The organism is Bradyrhizobium sp. DOA9 (assembly GCF_000617845.2).
GTDB lineage: Bacteria > Pseudomonadota > Alphaproteobacteria > Rhizobiales > Xanthobacteraceae > Bradyrhizobium.
Map to the genome: position 1 here is coordinate 5,953,818 of NZ_DF820425.1, position 17,222 is coordinate 5,971,039.

20 protein-coding genes are annotated in these 17,222 nt (G+C 63.9%); 13 read left to right on the top strand and 7 right to left on the bottom strand.

Features of this window, described 5'->3' with window-relative positions; genetic code table 11:
- Positions 1-30 precede the first annotated feature (30 nt).
- The 9 genes from BDOA9_RS28100 (at position 31) to BDOA9_RS28140 (ending at position 7,413) form a co-directional block, all read left to right on the top strand.
- Complete coding sequence (locus BDOA9_RS28100) at positions 31-1,113, top strand: SecDF P1 head subdomain-containing protein (protein ID WP_025037275.1); 1,083 nt, start codon at positions 31-33, stop codon at positions 1,111-1,113.
- A 245-nt stretch (positions 1,114-1,358) separates the two neighbouring features.
- On the top strand, positions 1,359-2,165 hold the full coding sequence (locus BDOA9_RS28105) for a Crp/Fnr family transcriptional regulator (RefSeq protein ID WP_025037276.1): 807 nt from the start codon (positions 1,359-1,361) through the stop codon (positions 2,163-2,165).
- A 127-nt stretch (positions 2,166-2,292) separates the two neighbouring features.
- Entirely contained in the window at positions 2,293-3,090 is a 798-nt protein-coding gene (gene murI / locus BDOA9_RS28110) for a glutamate racemase (RefSeq protein ID WP_025037277.1), read from the top strand.
- A 60-nt stretch (positions 3,091-3,150) separates the two neighbouring features.
- Positions 3,151-3,924 (top strand): HpcH/HpaI aldolase family protein, encoded by a 774-nt coding sequence (locus BDOA9_RS28115; RefSeq protein ID WP_025037278.1) that lies wholly within the window; start codon positions 3,151-3,153, stop codon positions 3,922-3,924.
- Between the two features lie 221 nt (positions 3,925-4,145).
- Positions 4,146-4,913 carry an acyltransferase gene (locus BDOA9_RS28120; RefSeq protein ID WP_025037279.1) on the top strand — a complete coding sequence of 256 codons (768 nt, stop codon included), beginning with the start codon at positions 4,146-4,148 and terminating at the stop codon, positions 4,911-4,913.
- Positions 4,914-5,134: 221 nt separating this feature from the next.
- Positions 5,135-5,752: a 30S ribosomal protein S4 gene (gene rpsD, locus BDOA9_RS28125; protein ID WP_025037280.1), complete on the top strand. Its 618-nt coding sequence runs from the start codon at positions 5,135-5,137 to the stop codon at positions 5,750-5,752.
- A 68-nt stretch (positions 5,753-5,820) separates the two neighbouring features.
- Complete coding sequence (locus BDOA9_RS28130; protein WP_025037281.1) at positions 5,821-6,036, top strand: hypothetical protein; 216 nt, start codon at positions 5,821-5,823, stop codon at positions 6,034-6,036.
- Entirely contained in the window at positions 6,011-6,325 is a 315-nt protein-coding gene (locus BDOA9_RS28135; protein ID WP_244521535.1) for a type II toxin-antitoxin system RelE/ParE family toxin, read from the top strand. The genes BDOA9_RS28130 and BDOA9_RS28135 overlap by 26 nt, the downstream gene beginning before the upstream one ends.
- Before the next feature lie 20 nt (positions 6,326-6,345).
- On the top strand, positions 6,346-7,413 hold the full coding sequence (locus BDOA9_RS28140; RefSeq protein WP_025037283.1) for a threonine aldolase family protein: 1,068 nt from the start codon (positions 6,346-6,348) through the stop codon (positions 7,411-7,413).
- 63 nt (positions 7,414-7,476) lie between these two features.
- Here the strand turns inward: BDOA9_RS28140 and BDOA9_RS28145 are convergent, their stop codons facing one another.
- From BDOA9_RS28145 to grxD, 4 genes are read right to left on the bottom strand one after another with little or no spacing between them, the layout of a single operon-like run.
- On the bottom strand, positions 7,477-8,736 hold the full coding sequence (locus BDOA9_RS28145) for a serine hydrolase domain-containing protein (RefSeq protein WP_025037284.1): 1,260 nt from the start codon (positions 8,734-8,736) through the stop codon (positions 7,477-7,479).
- A gap of 1 nt (position 8,737) precedes the next feature.
- Positions 8,738-10,024 carry a serine hydrolase domain-containing protein gene (locus BDOA9_RS28150; protein ID WP_025037285.1) on the bottom strand — a complete coding sequence of 429 codons (1,287 nt, stop codon included), beginning with the start codon at positions 10,022-10,024 and terminating at the stop codon, positions 8,738-8,740.
- A gap of 43 nt (positions 10,025-10,067) precedes the next feature.
- Positions 10,068-10,622, bottom strand: a complete 555-nt coding sequence (locus tag BDOA9_RS28155) for an O-acetyl-ADP-ribose deacetylase (protein WP_025037286.1) — start codon at positions 10,620-10,622, stop codon at positions 10,068-10,070.
- Positions 10,623-10,625: 3 nt separating this feature from the next.
- Positions 10,626-10,952: a Grx4 family monothiol glutaredoxin gene (grxD, locus tag BDOA9_RS28160; RefSeq protein WP_018647423.1), complete on the bottom strand. Its 327-nt coding sequence runs from the start codon at positions 10,950-10,952 to the stop codon at positions 10,626-10,628.
- 239 nt (positions 10,953-11,191) lie between these two features.
- Here grxD and egtB point away from each other — a divergent pair, with 239 nt between their 5' ends.
- Entirely contained in the window at positions 11,192-12,490 is a 1,299-nt protein-coding gene (gene egtB / locus BDOA9_RS28165) for an ergothioneine biosynthesis protein EgtB (RefSeq protein ID WP_025037287.1), read from the top strand.
- A 48-nt stretch (positions 12,491-12,538) separates the two neighbouring features.
- On the top strand, positions 12,539-13,510 hold the full coding sequence (gene egtD / locus BDOA9_RS28170) for an L-histidine N(alpha)-methyltransferase (protein ID WP_025037288.1): 972 nt from the start codon (positions 12,539-12,541) through the stop codon (positions 13,508-13,510).
- A 9-nt stretch (positions 13,511-13,519) separates the two neighbouring features.
- On the opposite strand, the gene BDOA9_RS28175 is transcribed toward egtD, so the two are convergent.
- Entirely contained in the window at positions 13,520-14,713 is a 1,194-nt protein-coding gene (locus tag BDOA9_RS28175) for a low temperature requirement protein A (protein ID WP_025037289.1), read from the bottom strand.
- A 24-nt stretch (positions 14,714-14,737) separates the two neighbouring features.
- Positions 14,738-14,992: a BolA family protein gene (locus tag BDOA9_RS28180; protein WP_025037290.1), complete on the bottom strand. Its 255-nt coding sequence runs from the start codon at positions 14,990-14,992 to the stop codon at positions 14,738-14,740.
- A gap of 197 nt (positions 14,993-15,189) precedes the next feature.
- On the opposite strand from BDOA9_RS28180, the gene BDOA9_RS28185 reads away from it, so the two are divergent.
- Entirely contained in the window at positions 15,190-15,549 is a 360-nt protein-coding gene (locus BDOA9_RS28185; protein ID WP_025037291.1) for a DUF427 domain-containing protein, read from the top strand.
- A gap of 107 nt (positions 15,550-15,656) precedes the next feature.
- On the opposite strand, the gene BDOA9_RS28190 is transcribed toward BDOA9_RS28185, so the two are convergent.
- Positions 15,657-15,830 carry a DUF1328 domain-containing protein gene (locus tag BDOA9_RS28190; RefSeq protein ID WP_007612121.1) on the bottom strand — a complete coding sequence of 58 codons (174 nt, stop codon included), beginning with the start codon at positions 15,828-15,830 and terminating at the stop codon, positions 15,657-15,659.
- Positions 15,831-16,003: 173 nt separating this feature from the next.
- On the opposite strand from BDOA9_RS28190, the gene BDOA9_RS28195 reads away from it, so the two are divergent.
- Complete coding sequence (locus BDOA9_RS28195) at positions 16,004-17,191, top strand: acyltransferase family protein (RefSeq protein ID WP_025037292.1); 1,188 nt, start codon at positions 16,004-16,006, stop codon at positions 17,189-17,191.
- Positions 17,192-17,222: the final 31 nt, after the last annotated feature.

A 17,222-nucleotide genomic window follows, 5' to 3' on the forward strand; every position in this document is an offset into this window, starting at 1 on the left:
CAGCGCCCTGCCGCAAGACTTGAGGTCATCATGACGACGCCCCTGCGGAACCGCATCGCGCGGCTGATCGCCGCCTTCGCGATGGTCTCCGCAATCGCTCTGCCCACGGCCACGCTCGGCGCCGACAGCCAGCTCGACAGGATGCGGGTCAAGGTCGCGGCCTTCATCGCCGACAAGATGGAGAAGCTGGGCGGGTCGCGCATCCTCTACAAGGTGGACAGCGCGGCCTTGCGCGAGGCGGTCACGACGGAGCTGCGCGACGACATCTACAAGATCCTGCGCGAGGGCCGGATCGCGTTCTCCGGACTTGCCATCCGCGATGGCGGCGTCGACGTGAAGATCGCGGACGCCAAGGGCCGCGAACAGCTCACGCGCAAGCTCGCCGCGGCGGCGGAGGGATTGCCCGCCCATGCGCTCACCGTGACCGATGGCGGAGACGGGCTGCTCAGGCTCGCCCCGACCGATGCCGCAGCCGCCGCGCGGCTGCGCGATCTCGTCGAGGATTCCATCGCCATGATCGAGCAGCGCCTCAAGGACGCCGGCATCAAGCTCGCCAGCGTCCAGCCCGAGGGGACGGATCGCATCCGCATCTTCCTGCCCGGATTGATGGAGCCCGAGCAAATCACTGCGATCTTCGCCAGGAAGGTCAAGGTCGGCTTCCGCCTGATCGACCTCTCGATGTCCGCGGAGCAGGCGCAATCGGGCACGCCGCCGGGGGGCACGGAAGTCCTGCTCGGCTTCAAGGACAAGCGTCCTTATCTCGTCGCCAAGGACAGCGCGCTCGAGGGCGGCGATATCAGCTATGCCGGCCCGGGATTGACCGGCGAGAGCAAGGAGCCGATCGCCTCGTTCCGCTTCAACGGCCGCGGCACGCGGCGCTTTGCCCATATCACGGCAGAGAACGTCGGAAAGCCCTTTGCCATCGTGCTCGACGACCAGGTGATCTCCGCGCCCGTGATCCGCGAGCCCATCACCGGCGGCTCCGGCCAGATTTCCGGCAACTTCACCCTGGAAGAGGCCAACAGCGTCGCCATGCTGCTGCGCGCGGGCTCGCTGCCGGGGCGCCTCGGCCTCGTCGAGCAGCAAATCGTGCAACCCGCCGCCAAGCCGTAAGCGAAAGGTCGCCCTCGCCGGCTGTCGCCCAGCGCCGTCAGCGACGCCCAGGCCCGCACGGCTGGCCCGAATCACGACCTCCGCGGCCGAGAGGCGCCACCAACGGGCAATTGCCGAAACGCCTGATCGGGCTAAAATTTGCCTCTTGCGGCACGATGGCCGGAAGCGTCATTCAAGCGGTCGTCATTCGATTTCGGCTATACGGGTGCCGACCAGGACTGAATGCCTTACGTGGGGTTAGTTCCATGCCGTCCGGCAGCGCAGACGTTTCGTCGATCCTCGACCGCATCCTCGACGCGGCAACGGATAACCTCAGGATCGCGAAAATCCTGGTCCAGATGGGCCTCGATCCCAACAACGTCACCTACGAGGCGATTTTCAACCGGCTCCTGGAGATCTTCGTCCACAACATCACGTTTGCCAATCTGTTCGCCGTGGTCGGGGCGGTCTTCTTCGTCGCCACCCTCTTGATGCGGACAATGGTGCCGCTGCGCGTCGCCAACATGATCGGCTGCGCGTTCTTTGCTCTCTTCGGCGCGCTCTCCGCCAACGTCGCGACGTTCCTGCTCTATCTCCTGCTGCTTCCGATCAACGCCCTGCGCCTGCGGCAGATGCTCAAGCTGGTCAAGAAGGCGCGGCATGCGGCCGAAGGCGACATGTCGATCGAATGGCTCAAGCCGTTCATGACAGAGCGCAAATACCGCCGCGGCGACATCCTCTTCAAGCTGCGCGATCCGGCGCAGGAGATGTTCCTCACCGTCACCGGCAAGTTCCTGGTCAAGGAAATCAACGTCGAGATCGGGCCCGGAGCGCTGATGGGCGAGCTCGGCTTCCTCACGCCGGACAACCGGCGCACGGGAACGGTCGAATGCATCGAGGACGGCCAGGTGCTGACGATCACGTACGACCGGCTGCTCGAGATCTACTTCCAGGATCCGCAGTTCGGCTATTACTTCCTGGTGCTGACCAGCCAGCGCCTGTTGCAGAACATCGACCGCCTGCAGAAGCAGCTGGCAACCGAGCGCGGGGCCACCACGAACCGGATCGCGTGAGCGCCGCGCGACGGGGATGACGACGCAGCGCGTCCGGGGACACCAGACGCCCCCCGGGTCTTTGCGGGGTCCGCCGCAAAACCGCCCCAAAAACCGAATGGTAACCATGTCGGGCTAGGGTAGCGACGTGACCAATTCTCCGACGATCCTGGTGTTCGATTCCGGCCTCGGCGGGCTCACGGTGCTGCGCGAGGTCGTGGCATCGCGCCCCGACGCGCATTACGTCTACGTCGCCGACGATGCCTTCTTCCCCTATGGCCATCACAGCGAGGACGAGATCATCGCCCGCGTCGTGCCGCTGATGGGGGAGCTGATCGGCCGGCATGATCCAGACCTCGTCGTCATCGCCTGCAACACGGCCTCCACCCTGGTCCTGTCCCACCTGCGCGCCGCCTATTCCGTGCCCTTCGTCGGCACGGTGCCGGCGATCAAGCCGGCCTGCGCGCAGTCCAGGACCCGCCGCGTCTCGGTGCTCGGCACCAAGGGCACGGTGAAGCGCGAATACACCAAGGCGTTGATCCGCGACTTCGCGCAAGGATGCGAGGTGACGCTGGTTGGCTCGCCCGAGCTCGCTTCGCTGGCCGAAGCCGAACTCAGCGGCGCGCCGATCAGCGACGAAGCCATCCTGGCCGAGCTCGCTCCCTGCTTCGTCGGCGAGGCCTCGGATGCGAGCGCGCGCACCGACACCGTGGTGCTCGCCTGCACGCATTACCCGCTTCTGCTCGACCGGATGAAGAAGCTCGCGCCCTGGCCGGTCGACTGGATCGATCCGGCGCCCGCGATCGCCCGCCGCGTCTCCGACCTGCTCGGCGAGCGGACCGGCGGCCTTGCGCAATCCGGCGCCGAGATGATCTTTACATCGAATCGCGTGCATGGTCTCGGCGCCACGCTGACGCCGTTCTTCGGCGGACGCGCGGTGGCCTGAGCTTGCGCCCCGGCGGTGCGCTGCTAGGCTTTGCCGTCGCCATCGTCTCGCAGGTTTTCCATGTCGGTCCCCGCAAAGCCGCTGAACCGCCTCCGTCAATTGTGGCGTGAAGGCCGCCCCGCCTTCGGCGCGATCGCGACCATCCCGAGCGTGCAGATGGTGCAGATCATGGCGCGCTCGCTCGACTGGATCATCGTCGATCTCGAGCACGGCCCGATCGGATTGACCGAAGCACATGCAATGATCGCCGCGACCACGGGCACGCCGTGCACGCCCCTGGTGCGGATCGCCGCGAACGAGCCGTGGCTTGCGAAAGCGCCGATGGACATCGGTGCCTTCGGCATCAACTTCCCGATGATCACGAGCCGCGCTGATGCCGAGAAAGCAGTACGTAGCGTGCGCTACCCGCCCCGCGGCGACCGGCTCTGGGGCCCCTTCCACGCGCCGTTCCGCTGGGGCCAGTCGATGCCCGACTACATGGCCTCTGCGGACGAGGAGATGATCTGCATGATCACCATCGAGCACGTCGATGCGGTCGACCGCATCGACGAGATCATGGCCACGCCCGGCATCGACGTCGCGGTAATCGGTCCCGGCGATCTCGCCACCTCCATCAACAAGCGCGGCCAGATGGACGATCCGCAATTGTTGGACCTGATCGCGCGCGCCGAGGCCGGCATCCTCAGGAGCGGCGTGCCGATCGGCGGGGTGGCGCGCAGCGCCGACCAGGCCAATGCGCTGATCGACCGCGGCTACCGCGCCATCGCGCTGGGCTTCGACTGGTCGCTGTTCCAGCGTGGCATCATGGCGGCCTACGAGGGGGTCAGGCGCTGAAAGAGTCGATTGACACATGACCGACCGGCGCCGAAAGGACCGCACGTTCAAGATATAAACAATTGAAAACATATGGTTTTTTGGTCTAAATGAGTTCGTCCTTCGCGCCTGCCTGCTGCGGCGAACCGACCGGCCCCAAGCAGGTTGGTTCATGCTAGAGCGAGCGGGCGGGCGCCCGCCCGCTGCACATATTTTGATCTTTGATTTGGAACCGGAGGCTTATGCGCGGGACGCCCAAGACCATTTCGCTGCGGCGCCGTCTGATCTGCGACCTCATGCACGCCTCGATGGGCGTACCTTTCGTTTCGCTGGCCCGTTCGCTCCATATCCGCCCCCTGCTGGAGGCCCGCGCGGACGCAACCGCGCCCGCCGGCTGGGCCGCGATGTTCGTCAAGGCGTTCGCCCTGGTTGCCAAGGACGAGCCGATCCTGCGCACCGTTTACACCAAATGGCCCTGGCCGGCGCTTTATGAGCTGCCGAAGAGCGTGGCGACGGTCGCGATCGCGCGGGTCGATGATGGCGAGGAATGCGTTCTGCCGCAGCGGATCGCAGGTCCCGAGGACCTTCCGCTGGCAGCCATCGATGCGGAAATCCGACGCGGCAAGACGGCCCCAATCGAGGACGTCCCGATGTTCCGCAAGATCATGCGGGCGACGCGCCTGCCGCTGCCGTTGCGGCGCCTGTCCTGGGCGGTCGGCCTGAATTTCGGCCGTCAGCGCGGCAACTGGTTCGGCAGCTTCGGGGTGAGCTCGGTGGCGGCCTATGGCGGCGGCGAGTTGCACCCGATCACGCCGGGCCCCTTTGTCGTGAGCTATGGGCTGGTCGAGCCGGACCAGACCATCCATGTCGTGATCCGCTGGGATCACCGTGTCACCGACGCCGCCCCGATCGCGCGGGTCCTGACCCGGCTGGAACAGGTCCTGAACACTGAAATTGCTGCCGAATTGCGGGCAGCGGGGTCGAAGCCGGTCCGGGCGGTCAGGGCATGAGAATACCGTCGTCCGCGCCGCGGAATGACAGGCTAAAGAATTGACAGCCAACCCCAAACTCCCCTAAAAGCCGCCTGCTCGCGGGCCGGTTTCGGCCCGCGAAGCGTTTCGCGACCCGTGGTCCTCTCCCTTAAGCTTTGGGGATCGGACCTGTCGGTGCCGGGACCATCCCGTCACACAGGAGGGCGCGTTTCCTCAAACCATGACCTAAAGAGGACGCGATGACTAAGCGCAGTGAGGCGAAGTACAAGATCGATCGCCGTATGGGCCAGAACATCTGGGGCCGCCCGAAGAGCCCCGTGAACCGTAGGGAATACGGCCCCGGCCAGCATGGCCAGCGCCGCAAGGGCAAGCTCTCCGACTTCGGCGTGCAGCTGCGCGCCAAGCAGAAGCTGAAGGGCTATTACGCCAACATCTCAGAGCGCCAGTTCCACGGCATCTATGTCGAGGCCAGCCGCCTCAAGGGTGACACCGGCGAGAACCTGATCGGCCTGCTGGAGCGTCGTCTCGATGCGGTCGTGTACCGCGCCAAGTTCGTCTCGACGATCTTCGCCGCACGTCAGTTCATCAACCACGGCCACGTCAAGGTGAACGGCCGCAAGGTCAACATCTCGAGCTATCAACTCAAGGTCGGCGACGTGGTCGAAGTCAAGGAAGCCTCCAAGCAGCTCGCCCACGTGCTCGAAGCCAGCCAGCTGCCCGAGCGCGAGGTCCCCGACTATCTCGAAGTCGATCACGGCAAGATGACCGCGAAATACACCCGCGTTCCCGGCCTTTCCGACGTGCCGTTCCCGGTGCAGATGGAGCCGCATCTGGTGGTCGAATTCTATTCGCGCTGATATTTCGGCGATTCATTGCTCAAAGGCCCCGGTTTCCGGGGCCTTTTTGTTGTGATAACCTGCTTTCTATGTCCCAGACGACTGACCAGCTCGCCAACATCACCCCGTCGGCGACGCCTTCCGAGGCGGAGCTCGAGGCATGGGCTAAGCTGCCCCGTGACGAGCAAGTCCGCCGATATCAGGAGCTGTTCGCTCAGTCCGATTGCAACAATTTCACCTCGGATACCCCGGACGATATTCTCGCCGCCGCGCGCCAACGTGTTGCTCAACGCCGCCATGGCTGAGTACCGGTTATCGGAGCGCACCCGGGCCGACCTGATCGATATCTACGACTTTACCGAGAGCCGGTTCGGCAAATATCAGGCTGAAGCCTATTACGCCGGTCTGATCCGCTCCTTCGGACTTCTCGCCGACTTCCCGCTGATCGGCCAGCAAGTGGACGAGCTCGCAGCCGGCTACCGGCGTTTTCGCTTCCAATCCCATCTCATTTTCTACACGGTGCAACCCGACCATGTCGAAATCCGTGCCATTCTTCACGGCGCGCAGGACATCAGACCGCAACTATTCGACTGAATAGAATGACGAGATCAGCCATGAATTACACACCCGCCCCCGTCGATCCCAAGGCGCCGCCGGTGCGCATCAATCTGCTCTCGGACACGCAGACCAGGCCGACGGCAGGCATGCGCGAGACGATGGCGCGGGCGGAGGTCGGCGACGAGCAGGTCGGCGACGATCCGACCGTGAACGCGCTGTGCGAACGTGTGGCCGATCTGCTCGGCAAGGAAGCGGCGGTCTACATGCCCTCCGGCACGATGTGCAACGTCACCGCGACGCTGGTGCATTGCCGCCCCGGCGACGAGATCCTCGCCCATGAGACCGCGCATATCATCGCGCGCGAAGGCGGCGCGCATGCGGCGATCGGCGGCTTCCAGGTCACCCAGCTCAAGGGCCCCGACGGCCAGTTCACGCCGGAGACCCTTCGCAAGGCACTGCATCCGCGCACGCGCTACCAGCCGCCGCAGACCGTCGTCAGCGTCGAGCAGACCGCCAATATCGGCGGCGGCACGATCTGGAAGAAGGCGGTGCTCGACGAGATCGTCGCGATCGCCAGGCAGCACGGCCTCGTCACCCATATGGACGGCGCGCGCCTGCTCAACGCCACCGTCGCGAGCGGCATCTCGCCGCGCGACATGACCGCGGGCTGGGACTCGGCCTGGATCGACTTCTCCAAGGGCCTCGGCGCTCCGATCGGCGGCGTGCTCGCAGGCTCGCGCGCCTTCATCGACGCGGTCTGGCAGTGGAAGCAGCGCCTCGGCGGCTCGATGCGGCAGGCCGGCATTTGCGCGGCAGCCTGCATCTACGCCCTCGACCATCACGTCGAGCGCCTGGCCGACGACCACGCCAATGCGCGCGCGCTCGCGCGCGGCCTGTCGCAGATTTCCGGCATCGAGGTGCAGGAGCCCGAGACCAATCTGGTGTTCTTCAAGCCCGACGGCGCCGGCATCCCCGGCGACAAGATGGTGGCCGCGCTGCGCCAGCGCGGCGTCACGCTCGCCATGATGGACGGCCGCATCCGCGCCTGCACGCATCTCGACGTCAATGCGGGTCAGATCGAGGAGACGATCGGCTACGTGCGCGAGATCGTGCGCGGGGCGTAATCAGAGCGTTTTCGAGCGAAGTGGAGACCGGTTCGCGTCAAGAAAACGCGTCAAAACGAGAGTCTACCGCCCCATCGCCTGATAGATCAGCGTCTTCAGCTCGAGCTGGATCCGGCCGCGCTGCGAGGGCGTCTGCACCATGAAGATTCCGAACAAATCGTCTTCGGGATCGATGAAGAAGAAGGTGCCGCCGACGCCGTCCCAGCGATATTCGCCGAGCGGCCAGTTCGTGCCCGGCGGCACCGCGATACGCACGGCGAAGCCGAGGCCGTAGCCGCTGGTCTCACCCGGATAGTAGTGCTTGTCGTGCGCGACGCGGGTTTCGGGACCGATATGATCCGACGCCATCAGAGCGATGGTTTCCGGCTTCAGGTAGCGTCGGCCTTCAAGAGTGCCGCCGTTGAGCAGCATTTGCGAGAAGCGCGCATAGTCGCCGACCGTGCCGACGAGACCGCCGCCGCCCGACTCCCATCGCAGCGGCTTCCTGATATCGCGAACCTGGGTGATCGGGCTGATCGCCCGATCCTGCGGCATCGGCTCGGCGATACGCGGCCATTTGGCGGGATCGGCGACGAAAAACGCCGTGTCCTTCATCCCGAGCGGGTCGAGCAGCCGTTCCTTCGCGAACTCGAGCAGCGACGTCCCCGAGATCAGCTCGATGATGCGCCCGAGCACGTCGGTGGAATGACCGTAGTCCCAGATCGTGCCGGGCTGTTCGGCGAGCGGCAGCGCGGTGATCTTCGCGACGAAGTCGGCATTGGTCGAATTCCTGTCGAACAGTCCGGCGTCGGCATAGAGCTTGTTGACCAGGTCCCCGCCATAATAGCCGTAAGGGATTCCGGCGGTATGCCGCATCAAATCCTCGATCGTCACCGGGCGTTTGAGCGGCTCCAGCTCCAGCGAGACCTTGTTGTCCTCGGTCTTCTTCTCGACGCCGACCTTCATGCCGGCAAAGGCGGGAATGTATTTCGAGACAGGATCGCTGATGGCAAGCTTGCCCTCCTCGACCAGCATCATCGCCAGCACCGAGGTGATCGGCTTGGTCATCGAATAGAGCCGGAAGATCGTATCCGCGCTCATCGAAAGTTGAGTCGCGACGTCGCGGACGCCGAAATTCTCGTAATAGACCGGCTTGCCGTGCTGCTGGAGCAGCAATATCGCCCCCGGAAACTTGCCGGTCGCGATCTCGTTCCTGATGTAGTCGGAGACTTTTGCCAGGCCTTCGGGCGTGAAGCTGTGCGCGCGGCCCTCCGAGCCCGCCTGCGCACTTATGGCACTGAACAAAAGAACGAGCGCCGCAAACAGCGCGCGGCGCCCGTTCATGTCACTTCTCCATGGCTTCATAAACCAGCTGCTTCAATGTTCGCTGCACGCGCTGGCGCTCGCTCGGGGTCTGCTCCAGCAGCAGGAAGAACATGTCCTGCTTGCGATCAACCACCAAATAGCAACCGCTGGCGCCGTCCCATTTCAATTCCCCGAGATCGCCGGGCGGCGGAGGTTTGGCATTACCCGGATCGGTGCGCACGGCAAACCCAAGTCCCATGCCAAAACCGTCACCGGGAAAATAGAAGTAGTCCCGCTCAACGCCGGAGTCCTTGCCGGCATGGTCCGATGCCATCAGCTCAAACGTCTGCGGGCTGAGATAGGTCTTGCCCTCGAACGTTCCTCCATTGACCAGCATCTGCGCAAAGCGGGAAAAGTCCGCCATGGTCGAAACCATGCCGCCGCTGGCGGATTCCCACTTCTGGCGAACCTCAGTCCTGTACTCGCGGCCGACCCGGAAATTGCTGTCGTTCGGCAGCGGCTGGGCGAGCCGTTTCAGCCTCTCCGGTTCGGTGACGAAGAAGCCTGTATCGGTCATACCGAGCGGATCGAGCAGCTTTTCCTTCTCGAGTTCGAACAATGTCTTTCCGGACACGATTTCCATGATCCGCGCCAGAATGTCAGTGGAATGGCCGTACTGCCAGAGTGCGCCGGGTTGATTGTGCAGCGGCAGCTTGGCGATCCGCTCGGCGAACTCGGCGAGATCGAATTCGCCCGCGTAGATGTTAGCGTCGCGATAGGCCTTGCGAACCAGACTGTCGCCGTAGAAACCGTAGGTTATCCCGGAGGTATGGCGCATCAGATCGAGAATGGTAATGGGCCGGGCCAGTGGTACCAGCTCGAGCGTCTTGGTGCCGTCCTCGGCCTTCTTCTCCTCACCGACCTTCACATTTGCAAAGGAGGGAATGTATTTCGAAACGGGATCGTCGAGCTTGATCTTTCCGTCCTGGATCAGTTGCATCGCCACAACGGAGGTGATCACCTTGGTTAGCGAAGACAGGCGGAAGATGGTCTTGTCGGTGATCGGGGCCTTGCTGACCACGTCCTGCACGCCGAAGACTTCGTGATAGACCGGCTTGCCATGCTGCTGGATCAGCACGTTTGCACCGGCGATCTTGCCGGTCGCGACCTCGTTCTTGAAGAACTCGGTGATCCTGCCGAGCTTCTCCTGATTGAAACGCGCGCCGGCCGGAATCTCGTAGGTGCCCTGCGCGCGCGCCGGCGACATCGCGGCAAGCGACAGCAGCGCGCCGCAGGCGAGCGCACGCAACCCAGATCGTGACATCATATCCCCTCCCCGGAACATGGCGCGTCGGAGTGTACTGACCGGCTCAATCGGCACAAGGGCCGCCGTGCCGCGCAAGCGCCTCGGCATGGAGCCTGGCGCTCGGCTCGGAGAAGCAGCAGAACACGACGCGAGCGACGGTTGGCGCCAAGGCCAGCCCTTCGATGGTCGTGCGCACGGCGATATCGGCCGCCCGGTCGGCAGGAAAGCGATAAATGCCGGTCGAAATCGCGGGAAAAGCCAGCGAGGTCAGCTTGTGCTTCCCGCAAAGCGCCATGGACCGCCGATAGCAGGAGGCGAGCAGATCGTCCTCGCCGAGCGTGCCGCCATTCCACACCGGACCGACGGTGTGGATCACATGCGCGGCCTTGAGCCGATAGCCCCTGGTGATCTTCGCATCGCCCGTCTTGCAACCGTGGAGCATGCGGCATTCGGCGACGAGCTCGGGCCCGGCCGCCCGGTGGATCGCGCCATCCACGCCGCCCCCGCCAAGGAGCGAGGTGTTCGCGGCGTTGACGATGGCGTCAACGCCGAGTGTGGTGATATCGGCGACGATGACCTCGAGCTCCGCGCCGCCAATCCGGCGCGTCAGCACGGTCACGTGTCACGCCGCGACGACGACGCCCTTCTCGGAGAAGAGCTGCTGCAATTCGCCGGCCTGGAACATCTCGCGGACGATGTCGCAGCCGCCGATGAACTCGCCCTTCACATAGAGCTGCGGAATGGTCGGCCAGTTCGAATATTCCTTGATGCCGTTGCGCAGCTCGGCGGATTCGAGAACGTTGAGGCCCTTATAGCCGACACCGATATGGTCGAGGATCTGGACGACCTGGCCGGAGAAACCGCACTGCGGAAATTGCGGCGTCCCCTTCATGAACAGAACCACGTCGTTCGACTTCACTTCATTGTCGATGAATTCCGCGATGCTCATATCCGTGTCCTTCTGGGGCAGAGCCCTCACCAATTGCTTCGGGCCGGCTCAGCCGATTTAACCCGATACCTGCCCATATATGTAGCCCAAACCGTTGTGCATCCAAAGTAAAATGGCGGCGACGGGTCCCCCGCGGCCGGATTGACCCCATCCGGGTCCATAGGCTGATGACATCAATATCATCGCCGCCGAGGACTTTCATACCGTAACGGAGCCCCTATCTAGGACGAACCTCGGTTTTGGAACCGGGCAACGCCAACAACGTTCTCTTGTCCTGTCTGGAGAAAAACGTGACGAAACAAGCCTCAGCCACGGCCGCGTCCCAGCTTTCGTCACCGTCCTCCCATCAGGACGACCTCGCCCAGCGGCTGGAAGCGGCGTTTCTTGGCGTCCGCAACGAGACCGAACGGCGGGCAGCGCCGCTGTCGCCGGAAGACCAGCAGATCCAGTCCATGCCCGATGCCAGCCCGGCCAAATGGCACCGGGCCCATACGACCTGGTTCTGGGAGCAATTCCTGCTCGGCGAGCACGCCGCCGGCTACCGGCCCTTCCACCCCGATTTCGCGTTCCTGTTCAACTCCTATTACGTCAGCGCCGGCCCGCGGCATGCCCGCAATCATCGCGGCGACATCACCCGGCCCAGCGCCGACCAGGTCAGCGCCTATCGCAAATACGTCGATGCGGCCGTCAGCAAATTCTTCCGTGAGGCCGGCGCGGACAAGCTCCGCACGATCGCGCCGCTGGTGGAGGTCGGGCTCAATCACGAGCAGCAGCATCAGGAATTGATGTTTACCGACATCCTGCACGCCTTTGCGCAAAACCCGATCTACCCGGCGTATGATCCGGCCTGGCGCTTCCCGGCCGCGACGCGCGGCGGCGACGACTGGCTGACGCTGAACGAAGGCATCCACACCGTCGGCCATGTCGACGACGGCTTTCATTTCGACAACGAGAAGCCGGCGCACCGCGCCCTGGTCGGCCCGGTCAGGATCGCCCGCAATCTGGTCACCAATGCCGAGTGGCTCGCCTTCATGCAGGATGGCGGCTACCGGACGGCAACCCTGTGGCTCATGGACGGCTTTGCCGCAGCCAGCAAGGAAGACTGGCAAGCCCCCGGCTACTGGCGCGAGATCGACGGCGCATGGCAGATGATGACGCTGGCCGGCCTCAAGCCGATCGATCCGGACGCGCCGGTCTGCCACGTCAGCTATTACGAGGCGGATGCGTTCGCGCGCTGGGCCGGCAAACACTTGCCGACCGAGATGGAATGGGAGGTCGCGGCCCGCACCCAGCAGCTCAACGACGCCTTTGGCCTCGTCTGGCAATGGACCCGTAGCGCGTACGCGCCCTACCCCGGCTATCGCGCCGTCGAGGGCGCCCTCGGGGAGTACAACGGCAAGTTCATGGTCAACCAGCTGGTGCTGCGCGGCTCCTCGCTTGCAACTCCGCAAGGCCACAGCCGTATCACCTATCGTAACTTCTTCTATCCGCACCACCGCTGGCAGTTCACCGGCCTGCGGCTTGCCGATTACGACTAGACATTCCGACGACAGATGCGCGCCGGACAGCGCGTTCAGGAGAGTATCATGAATGTGCACGCCAGCGCTTTGGCCGAAGCCCATCTCCCCGACGAGCAGACCACCGCTTTCGCCCGCGAGGCCATCGAGGACCTCTCGCAGCAGCCGAAAAAGCTGTCGCCGAAATATTTCTATGACGCGACCGGATCGGAGCTGTTCGAGGCGATCACCAGGCTGCCGGAATATTATCCGACGCGCACCGAGCTAGCGATCCTGAAGGAGCGCGGCAGCGAGATCGCGAGCATCATCCCGGAGCATGCCGCGCTGGTCGAGTTCGGAGCCGGCGCGACCACGAAGGTGCGTCTGCTGCTCGATCATTGCAAATTCGCAGCCTATGTCCCCGTCGACATCTCCGGCGACTTCCTGAAGGCACAGGCGAGCGGCCTGAAGCGGGATTTCCCCTCGCTCGGCATCTATCCCGTGGCCGCCGATTTCACCACCCCATTCGATCTGCCGACCGCGGTCGCCTCCATGCCGAAGGTCGGCTTCTTCCCCGGCTCGACCATCGGCAATTTCGAGCCGCAGGAAGCGCAGGCCTTTCTGAGGAGCGCGCGCCAGATCCTCGGCAAAGGCGCGCAGATGATCATCGGCGCCGATCTCGAGAAGGACGAGCGGATCCTCTTCGACGCCTATAACGATGCGGCCGGAATCACCGCGCGCTTCAACCTCAATGTGCTGGTGCGCATCAACCGCGAGCTCGGCGGCAATTTCGACCTGTCGGCCTTCACCCATCGCGCGATCTACAACCGCGAGCGGCACCGCATCGAGATGCACCTGATCAGCAAGAAGAGCCAGACCGTGCGCCTGCTCGGCACCAGCTTCTCGTTCAAGCCCGGCGAGAGCATCCACACCGAGAACAGCTACAAATACAGCATCGCGCGCTTTGCCGCGCTGGCCCAGGGCGCGGGCTGGCGCGTTCGCGAGAGCTGGACGGATGCGGCGAAGATGTTCTCGGTGCACGCGCTGGAGGTCGCGGAGTAAAGCCGGACGTCAATGCTCCTCGGCTTCCTCGGGCGCCGACCCCAGCGAGACCGACTCCCACACCGCCACCACGATCAAAATGGCGCTCGTCGCGATCGACAGCCACAGCGGCGACAAATCCGACGCGAACCACCAGAGCATCAGCAGCAGCATGATGCCGACGCCGTGCGAAAGCTGGAGGAAGCCGCGGACCGAGTGCTTGAACAGAATGGTGCCGATCAGAAACACCAGCGGGCCGCCGATCGTGCTCAGAACCGTGCGGACGTCGGAATGGCCGGTCGGATGCTTCAGCACCAATTCGTCCGACACCGCCGTCAGGATGACGCCGGCAACGATCGGCAGGTGCAGATAGGTGTAGGCGAGCCGCGCCAGACGGCCGGACTCGCTGGACTTCGAGATCCGCTCCGAGCCGGCCTCCGCGCCCTTGTGGAAATAGATCCACCACATCGCGATGGCGCCGACCAGCGCCGAGACGAAGGCGAGAATGTTGCTCGCGGTCCACTCCAGTTCAGCGAAGGTCGCGCCGTTGACGACGATGGCCTCGCCGAGCGCGATGATGACGAACAGACCGCAACGCTCGGCCATATGGCCGCCTTCGACCGCCCAGGCCTCAACGGAAGAGAAGCCCAGCTTCGGCACCCAGAACCGCACCGCCGGCGAGATGTATTCCCAAATCACCGCCGCGATCCACAGCCATAGCCGCCTCTCGCCCTCGGCCAGGCCGCCCGCGATCCACAGCGCCGCGGAGACGGACAGCCAGACCAGGATGCGGATTGCGTTGTGCCGTACCAGGGTCCGGTGCGCCGGCGTAGCGCACAGCCAGAATACGGTCCGTCCGACCTGCATGGCCGCGTAGGCAATGGCGAACCACAAGCCACGCCCCTCGAACGCCGTCGGGATCGTGGTTGACAGCACGAGGCCGCCCAGCATCATCGCAAAGAGCAGGAGCCGGACCGGGGTCAGCTCGGGATTGAGCCAGTTGGTGACCCAGGCGGTGAAAACCCACAGCCACCACACCGCGAGAAACAGCACCGCGACGTGCACAGCGCCGAGCGGCGTGAAATGGTGCAGCAGCGTGTGCGATATCTGCGTGACGGCGAAGACGAAGACAAGGTCGAAGAACAGCTCGACGAAAGTGACGCGGCTGTGCTGGTTCGGCGTGATGACGCGGAACATCGCGCCGCGCGGATTGTCCGCAGCCATCATCGTCTCCCCGCAAAGCTTGGATCAGGAGCCGGGTACGGCGGGTCCGCCAGGTACGCCGGTTTGCAGTGCCAGCGCGTGCAGCACGCCGCCCATCTGGCCGCGCAGGGACTGATAGACGATCTGGTGCTGCTGGACGCGCGACTTGCCGCGGAAGGATTCCGAGATCACGGTCGCGGCATAGTGGTCGCCGTCGCCGGCGAGGTCACGGATGGTCACCTCGGCATCGGGGATCGCTGCCTTGATCATCGCCTCGATATCGTGGGCGTCCATGGGCATTCGGGTCTTGCTCCTTATCTCGGCTGCAAGGCAGCCTCATCATCGAATCGCTCGCCGGGGTCCCCTCGCCGGCAGGGCCAAACTTAGCGTGAACGGCCTTCTACGTCACGCTTTCCGGCACTATATCCCTGATCCCACCAGGACAAAGGCACGACAAAGTGCCGCGCGCGGCAGATTGATCGAAAAGGCGTGAAATCATGAAGCTTCCAGGGCCCGACCACCCGATCACCATCACCCCAAACCCGAGGCGCGTCCGCGTCACGGCGGGCGACATCGTGATCGCCGAGACCAGCAAGGCGCTGACCCTGAAGGAGGCCAGATATCCGGCGGTGCAATATGTGCCGCGGGAGGACACCAACATGGCCCTGTTGCAGCGTACCGACCGTGTGACCCATTGCCCGTATAAGGGGGACGCGAACTATTACAGCGTCAAGGCCGACGGCAAAACGCTGGACAACGCGATCTGGACCTACGAGACGCCCTTCCCGGCGATGGCCGAGATTTCCGGCCGTCTGGCGTTCTATCCGGACAAGGTGAAGATCGAGGAAGTGGGGTAAGCCGCGTCCGTCATGGCCGGGTTTATCCTGGGATCCACGTTCTTTGATTGCCACGGATAGGAAAGGCGTGGATGCCGGGACAAGCCCGGGCATGACGAGCTTGTTGCCTACGCCCTGAAGATCGTGAGCCCCAGGATCAGCAGCACCAGGAAGATCACGACGAAGACGTAGAACAGGAAACGGGCGATGTCGGCCGAGGCGGCCGAGATGCCGGTGAAGCCGAGCACGCCGGCCACGATCGAGACGAGTAGGAAGATCAGCGCCCATTTCAGGATCGTCATCGCCAGCTCCGAACTGCCGCAACTCACGGCCTAAACCGTTTGCGCGAACGCTAACATTGCTGCGAGAAACTGGTTCCTACAGGTAGTCGGGGGCGACCTGCGAACAAACCGCCCTTGCTGAATCGAGTTCCCGGCGGCACAGTCCAGCCGGGATCAGGATCGGGGCGGCCACGATGACGATGTCACATTCAGCGGCGATCGGCGCAGAGGTGCATGCCGCGCCGCAGAGCAAGGTGCGCAATATGGCGATCGATCGCGCCCGCACCTTCCTCACGCTGGTGGTGCTGCTGCATCACGCGGTGATCCCCTATACTTATTTCGGTCATACCGATCCGAGTTATTTCTTCGGCTTCGACATGATCGTGCTCGCCACCGACAGTTTCTTCATGGCGATGTTCTTCTTCCTGTCGGGGCTGTTCGCCTGGTCCGGCATCGCCCGGAAGGGAGTCCGGGGCTATTTGGCAGATCGCCTGCTTCGGCTTGGCTTACCCTTCGCGATCTGCGCGCTCACGGTCATTCCGCTCGCCTATTACGCGATCTCCCTGCGGCAGCATCCCGAGATCGGCTTTGCGGAATTCTGGTGGAATATGGTCATGAAGGGCCCGTGGCCGAGCGGGCCGATCTGGTTCCTGTGGGTCTTGTTCGCCTTCGACCTGCTGGCCTGCCTTTTGTACCGGCTGTCACCCAATCTGCTCGATCCGATCAATCGCCTCTCGCTGCATGGTCGCCGCCGGCCCGCCGTGTTCTTCGCGGTCATGCTGGCGGTCACCGCCGCATTCTACGTTCCCGGGCTGGTTCACTACGGACACAGCAGCTGGTTCGAGTTCGGGCCGTTCTCGGTCCAGCACGGGCGCGTGATGCTGTACGCGACCTATTTCTTTTTCGGTGCCGGCATCGGCGTTGCGCAAATGGATCGCGGGCTGCTCGCCATCGACGGCCGCATGGCCAAGGTCAGCTGGGACTGGATGGTGCTGGCGATCGTGCCGTATTGCCTGTTGTGGACGCTGATCTTCATCAAGCGCGAAATACTGGGCAACCCGTCGCCTTTGCCGGACTGGTATGAAGCGCTCTATGCGATCTGCTTCACCGTCTTCAGCGTGGCCATCATGTTTCTGATCCTGGCCATTTTCCAGAGGTTCAAGCAATCAGGCTCGGCCAGGCTGCTCGATCCGATGCAGGGCGACGCGTTCGGCATGTTCCTGGTGCACTACCCGATCGCATTGTGGCTGCAATACTGGCTGTTCGACTATGACCTGCCGGCGATCGTCAAGGCCGCGATCGGGTTTGTACTCACGGTCGCAGCGAGCTGGGCGCTGACGCGAGCGTTGCGCCAGATCCCGGGCGCGTCACGCGTGTTGTGAGGCATGGTCTCTCCACTCGTCATTGCGAGCG